Genomic DNA, 17,836 nt, shown 5'->3' with positions numbered 1-17,836 from the left:
CGGCAGAACCTTACGGGTTATGCACTCGATACAACAGTAGTAATCGTTACAACAGCGCGGTCACATCATGCCGCATCAGCCACAGCCGCCTCATCGCGGCCCGGTTGCCCGGTCACCCGCGTCGAGCAGCTCCGCGAGCCGCGGCCCGATCTCGGCGAGTGCCTGCGGTGAGGTCATCTGATCGTGCACCACGGCGATGGGCCGATCACGGATTTCGCCGTCGACATACCGGGCCCAGTTCGCGGCCGCCTTCTCGTGTCCGAGGGCGCTGAAATACTCCAGCCTGCCCCGGAATACGGCGGGCCGGTGCTCGGCGATCAGTTCCGCCGAACGCACCGCGCTGCGATAGATGCGGCGCACCCGTTCGGGGGTGAGCACGGCCATGTTGGCCGGGATGATCGCGTGCAGGGCGGCCAGCGCCTCGTCGCTGAGTTCGCGCACCCCGTTGGTCGCCACGGCGGCGCTCAGGTCGACCCCGAGTTCGGCCAGCGCGTCGCGCACGGCGGTGTGGAAATCGGGGACGTCGATGTCGGGGTGCGAGTCGAGCATGGCGAGCATGCTCACCTGCTCGCCGTCCGCCTGCAGTTCGGTGGCGACGGCGTGGGCGAGCACACCGCCGAGCGACCAGCCCATCAGCCGGTAGGGGCCCTGTGGCTGGACGGCTTTGATCTCGATGACGTAGCGGCGGGCCATCGCGGCGAGGGTGCCCGGCAGGTACCCGGACTCGCTGAGCGCGGGTGACTGCAGACCGAAGATCGGTCGGCGCGCCGGAATGTATTGAGCCAGCCCGGCATAGCACCAGGCCAGCCCGTACATCGGGTGCACGCAGAACAGCGGGCCACCCGCTTCGGTGCCGTGCGGCACGCGGTTGCGGATGGGCAGCAGCACGCCGAGGGCGTCGTCGGATTCGAGGTCGTAGTCACCGGCGCCCGCCTGGGTGGCGTCGATGCGTTCGGCGAGCGCGGCCACGGTGGCGTCGCTGAAGAACCACTGCACGCGCACGTCGGCGCCGACGCGGGTGCGTAGCCTGCTGATGGCCTTGGTCGCGACGAGCGAGTTGCCGCCGAGCTCGAAGAAGTCGTCGTCGAGGCCGACCTTGCCCGCGCCGAGCACCTCGGCGAAGACCTCGGCGACCGCGCGCTGGACCGGGGTGGTCGGTGGCCGGTAGGGCCGGGTGGTCGCCGCCGGGACGGGTAGGGCTTTGCGGTCGAGCTTGCCGCTGGCGTTGAGCGGCAGCGCGGCGAGCACGACCAGCGTGGCGGGGACCATGTACGCCGGGAGCGCGGTGCGGGCATAGGACAGCACTTCGGCTTCGTCCAATCCACCTGTACCTGCACCGCTTTCGATGGAGTAGCCCGCCGCCGGGGTGGCGGTTCCCGGCTGCTCGACAGGCGTTTCGGCGGGGACGACATAGCCGACGAGGCGGTCACCGGTCGGACCGTGCACCAGGGTGACGGCGGCGTGCCGCACCGCCGGATGCCCGCGCAGGACCGCTTCGACTTCACCGAGCTCGATCCGCTGGCCCCGGAGTTTCACCTGGAAGTCGCTGCGCCCCAGGTACTCCAGTGCGCCGTCGGCGTCGAGCCGGACCACGTCGCCGGTGCGGTAGAGCCTGCCGCCACCCGGGTGGGCGACGAACCGTTCGGCGGTGAGCGCCGGCGCGGCGAGGTACCCGCGCGCCAGCTGCACGCCTTCGAGGTACAGCTCGCCCGCGATGCCGGGCGGGACCGGCCGCAGGTGCCGGTCGAGTACGTGGACGCGCGTGTTGGCGACCGGCTTGCCGATCGGGATGTGCTCCCCCGTAGCTACTTCGGTCGCCGTGACGACGGTGGCCTCGGCCGGGCCGTACCAGTTGACGAGGTCGGCTCCGGGGAGCACCTCCGCGAACCGGCGTGCGGTCGGTGCCTGCAGTGCCTCGCCGGCGGCGAATACCCGTCGCAGCGACGGCAGTTCGCCCGCGCGGCGGTCGGTCAGGAAGGCGTCGAGCATGGATGGCACGAAGTGCACGGTGGTGACGGAATTTTCGGTGATGACCTCGGCGAGGTAGTCGGGGTCGCGATGACCGTCGGGCCGGGCGATGACCACCGCCGCACCGGTCTGCAACGGCCACAGCAGTTCCCAGGTGGAGATGTCGAAGGTGACCGGTGTCTTGTGCAGCACCACATCGCCGGGGCTGTGCAGGTAGTCGCGTTGCGCCCAGCGGAACTGGGCGACGAGCTGACGGTGGGTGAGCATGACGCCCTTGGGTTTTCCGGTGGAGCCGGAAGTGTGGATCACATAGGCGAGGTTGTCCGGCGCCGGTTCGGCCAGCGGTGCGGACGCGGGGGCGAGGGTGTCGATCTCGACGATCCTTGCGCTGCTGTGGAATCCGGTGCCCGTGGTCGTGAGCACACACAGCGGTGCCGCGGCGGCGAGCACGCGTTCGGTGCGTTCGGCCGGATGGTCCGGGTCGACCGGTACGTAGGCCGCCCCCGTGCGCAACACCGCGTAGATGCTGGTGACGAGGTCGATACCGCGCCGTATGGCGACCGCGATCAGCACCTCCGGACCGGCTCCGAGCGCGCTCAGCGCGGCGGCCAGTTTCCGTGATCTGGCGTCGAATTGCTCGTAGGTGTAGCTGTGCTCACCGTCGATCACCGCGACCGCGTCGGGTGTGCGGGCCACCTGGGCGTCGAACAGCGTCAGCAGCGTCGAGTCGTCGAGCAGTTCCGGTGCGTCGGTGGCGTTGAGCGTGGTGAGGGTGCCGCGTTCGTCGGCCAGCAGCACGTCTAGTGCGCCGAGGCGGGACTGCGGGTCGGCCGTGAAGCGGGCCAGCAGCAGTGAGAACCGCTGGGACAGCAGGTGTGCGGTGTAGGCGTCGAACACGTCGCGCAGGTACTTCACCGACACGCGCAGTTGGTCACCCGCCACCACCTGCACGGTGAGCGGGTAGTGGGTGCCGTTGGTCGCGTCGAGACCGGTGATCGCGGCCGACCCACTGGCGGCCCGGTCGATCGCCGCCCGGTCGACGGGGAACGACTCGAACACCACGAGCGAATCGAACAGCGCGTCGACACCGACGATCTCCTGGATCTCACCGAGACCGAGGTAGTGGTGGTCGAACAGGGCGGCCTGCTCGTCCTGCAGGGTGCGCAGCAGTTCGGCGACGGTGTGCTCGGGCCGCACCCGCACCCGCACCGGAATGGCGTTGAGGAACAGCCCGACCATGCGTTCCACGCCGGGCAGCGCGGCGGGCCTGCCCGAGACGGTGGCACCGAACACCACGTCGTCGCGATCGACGAGGCGGGCGATGAGCAGACCCCAGGCCGCCTGCACCACGGTGTTCACCGTGACGCCGAGGTCGGCGGCGAGCCGGGTCAGCGCCGCGGTGTCGGCAGGTGTGAGGGCGAAGCCGGTTTCCCCGGTGCCCGAGGCGATTTCGCGGCCCTTCTCGACCGGGGCCAGCGGGGTCGGTTCGGCCAGGCCGGTGAGCGCGCCACGCCAGGCCTGCCGGGCGGCGTCGAGATCCTGTTCGGTGAGCCAGGCCAGGTAGTCGCGGTACGGCGCCGGTTTCGGCAGGCGACGGGTGCGTCCGACGGTGTAGGCGGCGAGCAGTTCCTGCAGCAGCAGCGGCATCGACCAGCCGTCGATGAGGATGTGGTGGCTGGTCACCAGCAGGTGTGCGCGCTGGGGTGTGCGGACCAGGGTGAAACGCAGCTGTGGCGCCACGGCCATGTCGAAATGTGTTGCCAGGTCGGCACTTCGGATGCGTTCGTAGGTGGCTTCGTCGGCATCGATCACCTGCCACGGCACGTCCACGTCGTCGAGGACCACCTGCAGCGGTGTGCCCGACGGGTCGGTGGCGAAGGCGACGCGCAGGTTGTCGTGCCGGTCGAGCACGGTCTGGGCAGCGGTGTGCAGGCGTTCGGTGTCGACGGCCGGGTCGAGGTCGAGCACGAACTGGGTGATGTAGGGGTCGACCGAGTTCTCGGCGAGCAGGGCATGGAACAGCATCCCGGACTGCAGCGGTGTCACCGGCCAGATGTCGCTGAGCCGGGGGTAGCGGCGCACCAGGCGGTCGAGTTCGGTCTGGCCGAGGCGGACCAGGGCGAAGTCCGACGGGGTGAATCCGCCCGCGTCGGGTCGCAGGCCGTGTTCGGCGAGTCCGCCCAGGGCGCGGATCCAGTGCTCGGCGAAGTGCTTCACCGCTTCGGCATCGAGAACTGTTGCGGCGTAGTCGAAGCGGGCGACCATGCCGTCGGCGGTGGCGTCGACGGTGAGTACGAGGACCAGGTCGTCGACGGCCACGTCCGTGTGGACGCGGGCGGGTCGTAGGTCGCGCACCCGGAGCGCGAAGCGGCCGCGGTCGACGGTGCGCACGGTGTCGGCCGCGTCGGCGTCGAGGTAGCGCAGCAGTCCGAAGCCGGCGCCGTGGGCGGGCACGGTGCGGCACAGTTCCTTGATCTGGGACAGGGCCGTGCCCGCGGCGGGGCCACCGACAAGCGCGTCGGCCGGGTCCACGCCGTCGAGGCGGAGGGCGAGCGGGAAGTCGGTGGTGAATCCGCCGACCACGTTCTCCGCGTCGTGCCGTCCGAGGACGCGCTGGTCGGCGCGCAGCCGGACGACGCTGCCGATCGCGCGGACGGCCGCCGAATCGGCTGCGGTGTGCAGTGCGAGGGCGACGGCGGTGAGCAGCACCTCGTCGACCGTGGCGCGGTAGGCCTCGGCGACGGTGCCGACGGCGGCGGTGCCCTCGCCGGTGATGCTCAGCGATACCCGGCGGCGCTGGCGCAGGTCGCCCGAATCGGCCACCCTGGCGCGCACGGCGCGGTGCCAGTACTCGCGTTCGGCGCGGGCGGCGGGCGAGGACGGGTAGTCGGCGAGGCGGCGGATCAGGTCGTCGAGACCCGCGTCGGGCGCCGAGGGTGCGGCGTGACGGCCCCGGCTCCAGGCGGTGGTGAGCTGATCGACCACGGCTCGCCAGGAAACCTCGTCCAGCACGAGCGCGTTGGCGACCACGACGAGGGTGGACGGGCCGTCGCCGGTGAGGATGAAGTGGATGTTGCGACCCTCGTCGGGGTCGAGCGCGGCGGCCGCGGCGGCGACGATGTCGTCCACGGGCAGCGAGGCCTCGCCGTCCTCACCGGCCAGTCTGCGGAAGGCGCCGCCGGTGCGTTCCGCAGGCGGCGGGATGCGCAGTACCGGGTCGGGTTCGGTGCGGTCGAGGACCGCCCACAGCATGGGGTGCTGGTTCATCACCGCGGCCGCGACGGCGGCGACGGCCTCGTGGGGGCAGTCGGCAGGCACGTCGAGCAGCAGTGCGCGTGGTTCGACGGCCTGCTCCCCCGCTTCCAGGAGCTGGGCGGCGGTGGCGGTGAGCGGCAAGGCGCCGGTGCGGGTGGTCGCCTCGGCGGTGAGTTGCGCGCGCTCGGCGAGAGCGGCCACGGTGCGCGCGGCGAACAGGTCGCGCGGACGGAGGGTGACGCCCGCGTCGGCGGCCCGCGACACCACCTGGATGGCAGTGATGCTGTCGCCACCGAGGGCGAAGAAGTCGTCGTCCACACCGACCCGGTCGTGGCCGAGCACCTCACCGATCACGCGGGCGACAGCGCGTTCGGCCGAGCTACGCGGCGACCGGAACTCGCGGCGGCCGAGCACCGGATCGGGCAGGGCGCGGCGATCGAGTTTGCCGCTCGGGGTGAGCGGCAGGTCGTCGAGCACGACGACGGCGGCGGGCACCATGTAGTCCGGTAGCACCTTGGCGGCGGCGGCCGTGAGCGCGCTCGGTTCCAGGTCGGTGCCCTGCACGTATGACACCAGCATGGTGGATCCGGTGCCGTTGTCGCGACCGACGGTGGTGACCCAGCCGACGCCGGGGACGCCGGCCAGCACGGCATCGATCTCGCCAAGTTCGATGCGCAGGCCGCGGATCTTCACCTGGAAGTCGTTGCGGCCCACGAATTCCAGCACCTCGCCGCGACGGCGGACGAGGTCGCCGGTGCGGTAGAGGCGGGACCCGGCCGGCCCGTACGGGTCGGCGACGAAGCGGGTGGCGGTGAGGCCCGCCCGCTCGTGGTAACCGCGGGCCAGCTGGATACCGCCCACGTAGAGCTCACCGGTGGTGCCTTCGGGCACCGGGTGCAGGCGCGGATCGAGGATCAGTGCGCGGATGCCACGGATCGGTCCGCCCATGTGCACGTCGGTGCCGTGCAGCGGTGCGCTGATCGTGGCGGCGATGGTCGCCTCGGTGGGGCCGTAGGCGTTGTGCAGGCGGCGCTGCGGCAGCGCGTCCCATCCGGCGGCGAGGTCGGCGGGCAGGTGCTCGCCGCCGACGATCAGGACGCGCAGGTCGGGCAGGCCCTCGGGCTCCAGGGTGGCGAGCACGGTCGGGGTGAGGAAGGCATGGGTCACCCCTTCCGTGCGGATCAGTTCGGCCAGGTCGGTGCCGCCGACACTGTCGGCCGGGGCGACGACGAGCGTGCCCGCACCACCGAGGGCGAGCAGCAGTTCCAGCATGGACGCGTCGAACGATGGCGAGGCGAATGCCAGTGCGCGCGTGGACTTGTCGAGCCGGTAGCGCTCGACCTGTTCGGCGCAGAAGTTGGCGACACCGGCATGGGTGACCACGACGCCCTTGGGCAGACCGGTCGACCCGGAGGTGTAGATCATGTACGCCGCGCCGTCCGGGCGCGCGGTGCCGAGGAGCTCGATCTCGCGCAGCCCGACACCGGGATTAGCGGCGACCTCGGCGGTGAACGCGCGGTCGTCGAGCGCCACCCAGCCACCGGCGGCGGGCAACGCGGGCAGGTCGGCCAGTTCGGCGGCCAGGGTGACGCCGAGGGTCGCACCCGAATCGGCGACCATGTGCGCGATCCGGTCGAGGGGGTAGCCGGGGTCGATGGGCACGATCACCCCGCCGGTGCGGGCGATGGCCCACAGCGCGAGGACGGATTCCACCGATCGCCGGATGGCGACGGCCACCGGCACTTCCGGGCCCGCGCCACGCGCGATGAGCGCACGGGCCAACTGGTTGGCGGCCGCGTCGAGGTCGGTGTAGGTGAAGCCGCGTCCTTCGCCGCGCAGCGCGATTCCCGACGGGTTGGCGCGGACGGCGTCGCCCATGAGCTGGGCGAGGGTGCGCGGCGACGCGGCGGGTGGGCCCGCGAAGGTTGTCTGCGCGGCGAGTTCCTGGTCGTCGAGCAAGTCGATATCGCCGACGGGCACGGTGGGGTCGGCGACGACTGCGGCGAGCAGGCGTGCGAAACGGGCGCCGAGGGTACGGACCGTCGATTCGTCGAACAGGTCGGTGGCGTAGGTGAATTCGGCGTACATGCCGCCGTTGCGCTGCTGTTCGCGCACGGTGAGCAGCAGGTCGAACTTGGCGTCGGCGGTGCGGGCGTCGAGGGCGTGCACGGCGAGACCGGGCAGTTCCACGGTCACCGGGGCGAGGTTCTCGAACGACAGCGCCACCTGGAACAGGGGGTGCCTGCTGGTCGAGCGGGCCGGTCGGACCGCGTCGACGACCCGCTCGAACGGGACGTCGGCGTGGGCGAAGGCACGCAGGTCGGTGTCGCGGGTGGCGGCGAGCAGCGCGGTGAACGGTTCGTCGCCCGCGACGCGGCTGCGCAGCACGAGGGTGTTGACGAACATGCCGACGAGATCGTCGAGTTCGCGCGCGCCGCGACCGGCGATCGGGGTGCCGATGGCGACATCGTCGGTGCCGGACAGGCGGGCCAGGAGGGTGGCGAGCGCGGCCTGCACGACCATGAAAACGGTGACGCCTTCGCGGCGGGCCAGTGCGGCGAGTCCGGCGTGCAGGTCGGCGTCGATGTCGAAACCTGTTGTGGCACCGGCGAAGGACTGCACCGCCGGGCGCGGCCGGTCGGTCGGCAGGTCGATCTCGTCGGGGAGGTCGGCGAGTTCGGTGGTCCAGTAGGCGAGCTGGTTCGCGGCGATCGATGCCGGGTCCGCCTCGTCGCCGAGCGTATCGCGTTGCCATACCGCGTAATCGGCGTACTGGAGGGGCAGGGGCGTCCACGCGGGCGCGGCACCCGAGGTGCGCGCGGTGTAGGCGAGCACCAGATCCCTGGTGAGCGGGCCCATCGAGAAGCCGTCGGCGGCGATGTGATGCGCGACGAACACCAACACGTGTTCGTCGGCACTCAGCCGGAGCAGACGCAACCGGACCGGTGGCGCGGCGGTGACATCGAACCCGGTCGAGGCGGTGCACCGCACTTCGGCGAGCACGTCGTCGGCGGTGACCGGTACAGGTGTGAGGTCGAGTTCGACCGCGCCCGGTGTCAGCACCTCCTGCGCAGGCCCCCATTCGGTGCCGCGCCCGGCCGTGGCGACCGCCGACGCACCGGTCGCCGGTTGCCCAGCCGTCCCCGTGCCGGGATGCCCTGTGCTGGCGCCCGCCGACGCACCGGTCGCCGATTGCCCAGCCGTCCCCGTGCCACGGTGCGCTGTGCTGGCATCCACCGACGCACCGGTCGCCGGTTGCCCGACGGCGGTTCCCCTGGTGAGCGCCGCAGGCTGCCGGGTCCGATCGTGCGGGGTCGCCGGGTAGCGGGTGCGCAGGACTTCGTGGCGGGTGAACAGGTCGCGGACGGCGGCCTCGAGGGCGGGCAGGTCGAGGGTGCCGGTGAGGCGGATGGCGGCGGGGATGTTGTAGACGGTCGCGTCGGGGTCGAGCTGGTTGAGCAGCCACATGCGCTGCTGGGCCAGCGACAGCGGCACCTGGGCCGGGCGCGGTCCCGCGACCGGGCGCGCGGCAGACAACTCGTCGGCCCGGTGCACCCTCAACGCGAGGTCGGTGACCGTCGAGGCCTCGAACAGCAGTCGCACGCCAACCGCGCGGTTCAACGCCTCGGCGATGCGGGCGGCCGCACGGGTCGCGAGCAGCGAGTTCCCGCCGAGGGCGAAGAAGTCGTCATCGGCACCGACTTCGTCCACCGCGAGGATGTCGGCGTAGACCCCGGCGATCAACTGTTCCGTCGGCGTCGTGGGCGCCCGGAAAGCGGCGGATTCGAAGACCGGTGCGGGCAGCGCATTGCGGTCCAGTTTGCCGTTGACGGTGCGGGGCAGCGCATCGAGCACCACGAATGCCTCGGGTACCAGGTACGCGGGCAACTTCTCCCGCAGCGCGGACTTGACCTGCGCCACATCGAGTTCCGGGCGAACGGCCGGGGCAGATGCCGCGACCGAGTTCTCGGCAGCACCGAAATGCGCGGCGCGGTCGGCGGCCGATTCAGAGCGGGTGCCGCCGACAGCCGGGTACGTGCTCGCCCCTGGAGCGGTGCCGCCGGACGCCCCGGTGATGTCTCCACCTTCGGCCGCGCGGGAGTCCGTCGGCACCACGTACGCGACGAGGCGGTCGCCGTAGTGGGCGTCGGTGCGTGCCAGGACGGCGACTTGCGCGACCTGCGGGAGGCCCAGGAGCGCGGCTTCGACCTCGCCGGGTTCCACCCGGAAGCCACGGACCTTGATCTGGAAGTCGGTGCGGCCCAGGTAGATCAGTTCGCCACGCGACGCGCTGTCCACCGGTGTGCGGGCGACCAGGTCGCCGGTTCGGTACATCCGGGCACCCGGCTGGAAGGGGTCGGCCAGGAAGCGTTCAGCGGTGAGGGCCGGTTTGCGCAGGTAACCCCTGGCCAGCTGAACACCACCGAGGTACAGCTCGCCACGCACGCCGGGTGGGACGGGACGCAGACGCTCGTCGAGAACGTAGACGCGGCTGTTCCACTCGGGCGCGCCGATGGGGACGGTCTCGGTATCGGCGGAAGTCACCCGATGGTCGGTGATCGAGACGGCCGCCTCGGTGGGGCCGTAGAGGTTGTCGATCCTGGTGCCCGGCAGGGCATTCAGCAATCGCTGCGCCAGCGCCGCGGGCAGCGTTTCGCCGATGGCCAGGATGCGGCGCAGCGGGGGCGTTGCCGCCTCCCAGTAGCCGACCAAGGTGTCGAGCAGCGACGGGACCGCCGTGAGGGTGGTGACGTCCGCGTCGGCGATGAGCGCGTCCAGGTAGGCCGGATCGCGGTGCCCGTCGGGTGCGGCGATCACCAGGCGTCCACCACAGACGGCCGCCGACCAGAACTCCCACACCGACAGGTCGAAGGTGGCGGGCGTCTTCAGCAGGAACGCATCGGCGTCGGTCGTCTCGAATTCGGCTCGAAGCCACTGCAATTGGTTGACCACCGCCGCATGCGGGACCGCGACACCCTTGGGTCGCCCGGTCGACCCGGAGGTGAAGATGACGTAGGCCGTGTTCTCCGGACGCAGCGGCGCGCGACGATCCGCATCGGTCACCGGGGCCGGATCGGCGGACTGCACCGCCGGATGGTCCATCCGGACCACGGGCGCCGCGTCGGTACGGAAGCCGTTGGTGAGCACGCAGATCGGGGCTGCGGTGTGCAGGATGTAGTCGGTGCGGTCGGCGGGTTGATCCGGGTCGATCGGCACGTAGGCGCCGCCGGAACGAGCCACCGCGTACATGGCGACCACCAGGTCCACCGAGCGGGGCAGGGCGAGCGCGACCAGCGACTCCGGGCCGACACCGAGCGAGATGAGATGGCGGGCAAGACGATTCGCGCGCGCCTCGAACTCGGCATAGGTCAGTTCGAGACGGCCCTCGGGCAGGTCCGCGACGAGGGCGATCGCTTCGGGCCGCGCGGCGGCGGGCAGATCGGCGAGGGTGCCCGTCGGCATCGCGAGATCGGCGGCACCGCTGACGATTTCGCTCGCCCGCTCGACGGCCGTGCGCAGATCGACATCGCCGACCACCCGGGCCGGTTCACGCACGATCGCGTCGAGCAGCAGGTTCAGCCGCTCGGCGAACCCGGCCACGGTGGCGGTGTCGAACAGGTCGGTGGCGTAGGTGAAGAATCCTTCGATACCGGTGGGGGTGCCGTCCGCGGCGTACCCGTCACCGACGATCAGGTGCAGGTCGAATTGCGAGACCGCGAGATCCGCGGGCACCGCGGCGATCCGCAGACCCGGCAGCTCGAGGGTGGCGTGGTCCACGTTCTGGAAGGACAGGCCGACCTGGAACAGCGGGTGACGTGCCGTGGAACGCGGCGGATCGAGGACCTCCACGAGCCGTTCGAAGGGCACATCGGCGGCGGCGAAGGCGGCCAGATCGCGGGAGCGCTGGTCGGCGAGCAGCTCGGTGAAGGCCGCGCTCCCGTCGTAGCGGGTGCGCAGGACGACGGTGTTGACGAACATGCCGATCAGGTCGTCGAGTTCGCGTTCCCCGCGTCCGGCGACGGGTGTCCCGACCGCCACGTCGGCGGTACCGGCCAGCCGCGCGAGCAGCACGGCGAAGGCCGTGTGCAGCACCATGAAGACCGTCGAACCGGTCTGCTGCGCGATCCGCGCGAGCCCGGCGTGGGTGTCGGCGTCGATCCGCACCGGCACCCGGTCACCGGCGAGCGAGGCGACGGCGGGGCGCGGGCGATCAGCGGGCAGTTCCAGCAGGTCCGGCAGCCCGGACAGTTCCGCCTGCCAGAAGGCAACCTGTTGTGCGGCAAGCGATTCGGGGTCGCTTTCGGCGCCCAGCCGGTCTACCTGCCACAGCGCGTAGTCGGCGTACTGCACCGGCAGACTCGCCCAGTCGGGCGCGTGACCGGCCGCCCGTGCGAGATAGGCGGTGGTCATGTCGCGCACCAACGGCGCCCTCGACGAGGCGTCGGCCGCGATGTGATGCACCACCACCGCGAGCACGTATTCCGTCGGCGCGTCCGGATCGGCACCGGTCACCTCGAACAACCGCACCCGCAAGGGCACCTCGGCCGTCACATCGAAGGCGGTCGAAGCCAGTGCGGTGATCTGTTCGACCAGCTCCGCGCCGGACCCGGACTCGGCGACGCCCACACCGGCGGGCTGATCGTCCCCGAAGCCGGAAACGCCGGAGGTCGGGTGATCCGCACCGGCGGCAATGTTCACGACCGGGAGCTTGGTGGTGGCGAAGGGGTCGGCGGGTTCGCCGATGCGGTGGACCGTGATGCCGAGGTCGACGTCGTCGGCGGGCAGGATCCGCTGGATCGGGCCGTCGCCGGTGTCGGGGTAGACGGTGCGCAGGACCTCGTGGCGGGCGAGGACGTCGTGCAGGGCCGTGGTGAGGGCCGCGACGTCCAGGTTGCCGGTGAGGCGCAGGGCGAAGGGGAGGTTGTAGGCGGCGGTGCCGTCGCCGGTGGCGCCCTGGTCGAAGCGGTTGAGGAACCACATGCGGCGCTGGGCCGGTGACAGTGGGAGTTCGGCCGGGCGGTCCAGGTTGCCGAGGGTGGAGACGGTGTCCGCCGTCGCATCGACGGCGGCCGGGTCGAGGGTGGCGGCGAGCGCCGCGACCGTCGGGTGCTCGAACAGGGTGCGCACGGGGATGCGGCTACCGGTGGCGGCGCCGAGACGGGCGACCAGCCGGGTCGCGACAAGGGAGTTCCCGCCGAGGGCGAAGAAGTCGTCTTCGGCGCCGATGTCCTTGCGCCCCAGCACTTCTCCGTAGAGCGCGGCGACCAGCCGCTCAGCCGCGGTCGCGGGGGCGCGGAAGGCGCGCGTGGTGAAATGTGGTGTGGGCAGCGCTTTGCGGTCGAGTTTGCCGCTCGGGTTGAGTGGCAATTCGTCGAGCACGGTGATGGCGGCCGGAACCATGTACGCCGGAAGCGTTTTGGAGACCAGGGCCAGCAGACGATCCGGATCGGCGGCGTGGCCGGGCGCCGGAACCACATAGGCCACCAGCTGATCGCCCAGTTCGGTCCCGGCAACCACCGACACTGCCTGGCTCACGGATTCACTTGCCAACAGCGCGGTTTCGATCTCACCGAGCTCGATGCGCTGGCCACGGAACTTCACCTGGAAGTCGATGCGTCCCAGGTAGTCGAGCCGCTGGGGCTCCCCGGCGGTCGGCCTGCGCCACACCACCAGGTCACCGGTGCGGTACATGCGGGCGGCACCGGTCACCGAGCCACCGAAATCGGCGGCGAACGGGTCGGCGACGAACCGGTCGGCGGTGAGACCGGGCCGCGCGACATACCCGCGCGCGAGCTGATCGCCCGCGAGATAGAGCTCACCGGCGACGCCCGGCGGCACCGGCCGCAGCCGCTCGTCGAGCACGTACACCCGGGTGTTCCACTGCGGCAGGCCGATCGGCACCGACCGCTCCCCCGCCCTGGCGGGCCAGTAGGTCACCGAGACAGCGGCCTCGGTCGGCCCGTACAGATTGTGCAGCCGCGCCGAACACACCTCGGCCATGGCATCGACGGTTTCCGGCGGCAACGCCTCACCGATCACGAACACGTCGCGCAATGTCGACAAGCTGGCAGGCTCGGCTCCGACCGGCCCGGGCAGCGGGTTGGCCGAGGTCCGCGAGGCCCGCAGCGACCACGCGGGCGGCTCGTCCTCCTGAGCGGGCGCGGTAGCCAGCGCGGAACGCAAGAGCCGCTCACGGGTGACACGATCCCCGACGGATCCCGACGGGGCCGCCGGGGACGGACCACCCAGACCGTGCGCCTGTCGCGAACCCGAACCGGACCGCGTCGAGCCACCGAGCCCGGACGAAGCCTGACCGGCATCGCCACCGCTCGTCGCCGAACCACCTCGGAGCCCCGCGGAATTCCCGGGCACACGCTGCGGCAGCCCACCCGCCACGCCCCGCGGCGATGCCGAGTCGGCGGGTCCGCCCGAGGCCTGCGTGGCGTCGGCGACCACACCGGCAGCGTTGTCGCCAGGTGCCGACCCGCTCGTCGCGGACTCGACTTCCGGCCGGTCGGCGCGAGCCTGTGCCGCGAAGACCGTGAGCATCGACGGCACGAAGTCGGTGACGGTGACGCGGTGGGTGTCGATGAGATCGATGAGGTACGCCGGATCGCGGTGGCCGTCGGGGGTGGCCAGCAGCAGAGTGGCTCCCACGCGCAAGGGGAGGAAGTAACCCCAGAGGGACACGTCGAAGGTGGTCGCGGTCTTCTGGAGGTAGACGTCGCCCAGGACCAGGGGGTATTTCGCCAGCATCCACACCAGCTGGTTGTGGATGGCGGCGTGCGAGATCAGCACGCCCTTGGGTTTGCCGGTGGAACCGGAGGTGAAGATGACGTAGGCGGGGTGCTCGGGGTGCAGCGGGGCGAGGAGTTCCTCGGGGCGCACCGGCTCGACGGACACACCGGTGGTGTCGAGTTCGTCGACCAGCACCACGCCGATCCCCGTGGGGAGGGCTGTGGCGTCGGCGCGGGTGCTCACCACGCAGGCGGGGCGGGCGGTGTCGAGGATGTAGGCGATGCGGTCGGCCGGGTGATCCGGGTCGAGCGGCACGTAGGCGCCACCGGCGGTGAGCACCGCGTACATGCCGATCACCAGTTTCGGCGAGCGCCGAACAGCCAGTCCGACAACGCTTTCCGGGCCGACACCCGCACCGATCAGCACGCGGGCCAGCGCGTTGACCCGCTCGTCGAACTGCCGATAGGTGAGCGCGACGCCCTCGTACACCAGCGCCGTTGCCGACGGATGTGCCTGCACCGCACGGCGATAGGCGTCGAGCACGAGCTCCGGCGCCACCGGGTGGGTGGTGTCGTTCCAGGCGACGATGCTCTGGTGACGTTCCTCGTCGGTGAGCAGGTCGACCTCGGCCACACTCAGCGACGGCTCGGCGGTCACCGCCGAGAGCAGGCGGGTGAAGCGGCCGGCCAGGTTCTCGATGGACGCCGCGTCGAACAGATCGGTGGCGTAGGTGAACAGCGCCGCCATCGGTTCGGCCGGATCGGTACCGGGCACGACGGTCAGTTGCAGGTCGAAACGTGCGACCGCGCCACCGAATTCGACGGGTGCCACTTCCATGCCGGGCAGCCGCAGCGTCGGCAGGTCGAGGTTCTGGAAGAACAGCGCCACCTGGAACAGCGGATGATGCGCCTGCGAGCGCACCGGGTCGAGCAGCTCGACGAGCCGTTCGAAGGGCAGGTCGGCATGGGCGAACGCGGCCAGGTCGGCGCGTTTGGTCGCCCGCAGCAGCTCGAGGAAGCTCGCCCGCTGGTCCACCTGGGTGCGCAGGACCAGGGTGTTGACGAACATGCCGATCAGGTCGTCGAGTTCGCGGGCACCGCGCCCGGCCACCGGGGTGCCGATGGCGATGTCGTCGGTGTGGGCCACCCGGCTCAGCAGCACCGCGAGCGCGGCGTGCACGACCATGAACTCCGAGGTGCCGGTACGTTGGGCCAGGTCGGCGAGGGCGGTGTGCACGGCGGCGGGGATCTGGAAGCCGAATTCGGCACCGCGACCGCTGAATACGGGGGGCCGCGGACGGTCGGTCGGCAGGTCGAGGCGGTCGGGCAGGGCGGCGAGGGTGTTGCGCCAGAAGGCGATCTGGGCGGCGGCCAGGGAGTCGGGATCGTCCTCGGCGCCGAGCAGTTCGCGATGCCACAGCGTGTAGTCGGCGTATTGCACCGGCAGGGGCGCCCAGCTGGGCCGGGACCGGTTGCGCCGAGCCAGGTAGGCACCGAGCAGGTCGCGCAGCAGTGGGGTGATGGAGGCACCGTCGGCGGTGATGTGGTGCAGGGCGATCGCGACCACATGATCGCGCGGGCCGAGCTCGGCCAGCGCCACCCGCAGCGGCACCCCGGCCGCCACATCGAAACCCTTGGCGGCGAATTCGGCCAGCCAGAGCGGCAATTCGTCCTCGGACAAACTGTCTACGAGCACCTCGGGCACCGCTTCGGAGGCGGGCAGGATCACCTGGTGCCCGACACCTTCGGCCACACCGTCGCCGTCGGCGGTTTCATTGGCGGTGAGCACCGGGTACCAGGTGCGCAGGGATTCGTGCCTGCCGACCAGATCCGACAACGCCGCGTACAGCGCGTGCGCGTCGAACGGCCCGGTCAGGCGCAGGGCGAACGGGATCGTCTCGGCCGTGGAGTTCGGGTCGAACTGGTTGAGGAACCACATCCGCCGCTGCGCGGGCGAGAGCGGAATCAGCTCGGGCCGGCCACGCCGGGTCAACGGTGCGTGTCCTCCGGCACCCTTCAGCGGCTCGAGCAGCGCGGCAAGCCCTGCGACAGTGGGACTTTCGAAGACATGCCCGGCCGGAACACGGGTGGACAGTTCGGCGCCGAGCCGAGCCGCGACCCGGGTGGCGAGCAGGGAGTTGCCGCCGAGGGCGAAGAAGTCGTCGTCGGCGCCGATCGGGTCGGCCGGGTGCAGCAGGTCGGTGAAGACCGCGGCGACCAGCTCCTCCATCGCACCGGACGGCCTGCGGAACTCGGCGGCGCGCAGGGTGGGGGCGGGCAGCGCGGCGCGGTCGAGCTTGCCGACGGGCGTGAGCGGGATGGTGTCGAGCACCGTCAGCGCGGTCGGCACCATGTGGGCGGGCAGACCGGCCTTGGCGTGGGCGAGCACCTCGTCGAGATCGATCGAGGCACCCGGCGCGGCATGCACGTAGGCGGCGAGAATCGTTGTGCCGTTGTCGAGTTCGTGGCCGACGGTCACCGCGAAGTCGACGGACTCGTGTGCGGTGAGCACGGTGTCGATCTCGCCGAGCTCGATGCGGAATCCGCGCACCTTCACCTGGAAGTCGTTGCGTCCCACGAATTCGATGGCGCCGTCGGGTCGTCTGCGCACCAGATCGCCGGTGCGATACATGCGCCCACCCGCCGGGTCGAAAGGATCGGTGACGAATCGGGACGCGGTGAGTGCGGGCCTGCGGTGGTAGCCGCGTGCCAGCCCGTTACCCGCGATGTACAGCTCGCCGATCATGCCGTCGGGCACGCGGACGAGGCGTTCGTCGAGCACGTACTCGGTGACCCCACGCAGCGGGGCACCGATGTTCACCGTGTCGCCGATCTCCAGCGGCGCACTGATATTGGTGACGATGGTGGTCTCGGTCGGCCCGTAGCAATCGTGGAAACGCCGGGTGCCGGTAGCCCAGCGGCGGATCAGATCCGGCGGACACGCCTCACCACCGGTGGTGACCACGGCCAGTTCGTCGAGGCCGGTGGGATCGAGCGAGGCAAGGGCGGCGGTGGTGATGAACATGTGCGTCACCGACTCGCGGCGCAGCACCTCGGCCAGCTCGGCACCGCCGAGGATGCCCGCGGGCGCGATCACCATGGTCGCCCCCGCACCCACGGCCATCAGCAGTTCCAGCACGGCGGCGTCGAACGACGGCGACGCGAAATGCAGAGTGCGCGAGGTGGGTTCGATGCCGTAGTGGGCGCGTTGCTCGGCGCAGTAGCCCGCGAGACCGGCGTGGGTGACCACGACGCCCTTGGGCAGACCGGTCGATCCGGAGGTGTACACCACGTAGGCGGGATGCTGCAGCCGCAGCGGGCGCACCCGGTCGGCGAAGGTCACCGGGTCGCCGGGGTGTTCCTCGGCGGCGCGGCGCACCGAGGGATCGTCCAGACACAACCAGTCGACGGTGGCGGGCAGGCGATCGACGGCCGCCGACATCGACAGCCCGACCACCGCGCCCGCGTCGGCGAGCATGTGCGACACCCGCGCCTGCGGGTAGTTCGGGTCGACGGGCAGGAAGGCCGCACCGGCCTTGGTCACCGCCCACATGGCGAGTACCGACTCCGGTGAGCGGCCGATACCGACGGCGACCACGTCCTCGGGACCGACCCCACGCTCGATCAGCAACCGGGCCAACCGGTTGGCGCGCTCGTCGAGTTCGCCGTAGGTCAGGCGAACCGGCGCCGACACACCGTCGGACCAGCTCAGCGCCAACCCACCCGGGTTGGACTCCACCGCGACGGACAGCAGTTGCGGCAGCGTCTTGCCCCGCTGTCTGGCTCGGGTCCCGGACGCCCGCGACGCCCTGGTCACGACAGCCCCATCCGATCGCCGGAGTCGACTCGCCGCTGCCCGGTCATGCACGCACCTC

General features: G+C 71.2%; 1 protein-coding gene. It reads right to left on the bottom strand.

What is annotated here, in order from left to right:
• Positions 1–90: 90 nt before the first annotated feature.
• Complete coding sequence (locus AB0F86_RS24450; RefSeq protein ID WP_356985958.1) at positions 91–17,778, bottom strand: amino acid adenylation domain-containing protein; 17,688 nt, start codon at positions 17,776–17,778, stop codon at positions 91–93.
• Positions 17,779–17,836: the final 58 nt, after the last annotated feature.

This window comes from Nocardia sp. NPDC023733 (assembly GCF_040639775.1).
Lineage (GTDB): Bacteria > Actinomycetota > Actinomycetes > Mycobacteriales > Mycobacteriaceae > Nocardia > Nocardia rosealba.
The sequence above is the reverse complement of the archived record's forward strand: the minus strand, read 5'-3'. Positions and strand labels throughout refer to the sequence as shown.